Annotated in this window: 1 protein-coding gene; it reads right to left on the reverse strand. The window is 50.8% G+C overall.

The window, feature by feature from the left end:
• Positions 1–390, reverse strand: a 390-nt coding sequence (locus C1J01_RS48865; RefSeq protein ID WP_111185904.1) for a 5-deoxy-glucuronate isomerase, incomplete at both ends; no start/stop codon positions are given.

A 390-nucleotide genomic window follows, 5' to 3' on the forward strand; every position in this document is an offset into this window, starting at 1 on the left:
GGAATGGATCGACCAGCTCGGGGAGATCACCGCCTGCTCGTTATGCATCACAATATGACGCGTTTCTTGCGGCTGCCCCATCATGTGGAAAACGCAGGCGTCATCATCCATATTGAAATAGAAATAAACTTCCATCCGGCGCTCGTGGGTGTGACACGGCATGGTGTTCCAAAAGTTACCCGGAGCCAGCTCCGTCAGCCCCATACTCAATTGGCAGGTTTCCAGTACATCCGGGACAAAATATTTGTTAATCGTGCGACGGTTACTGGTGAGGTTATCGCCTAACGTGACTGGAGATACTTCGTCCGGTGTGACTTTTTTGGTGGGATACGTCGTATGCGCGGGTGCGAAATTGTAATAAAACTTCGCCGGAGTGGCGGTATCAATACT

The organism is Nonomuraea aridisoli, assembly GCF_003236395.1.
GTDB lineage: Bacteria > Actinomycetota > Actinomycetes > Streptosporangiales > Streptosporangiaceae > Nonomuraea > Nonomuraea aridisoli.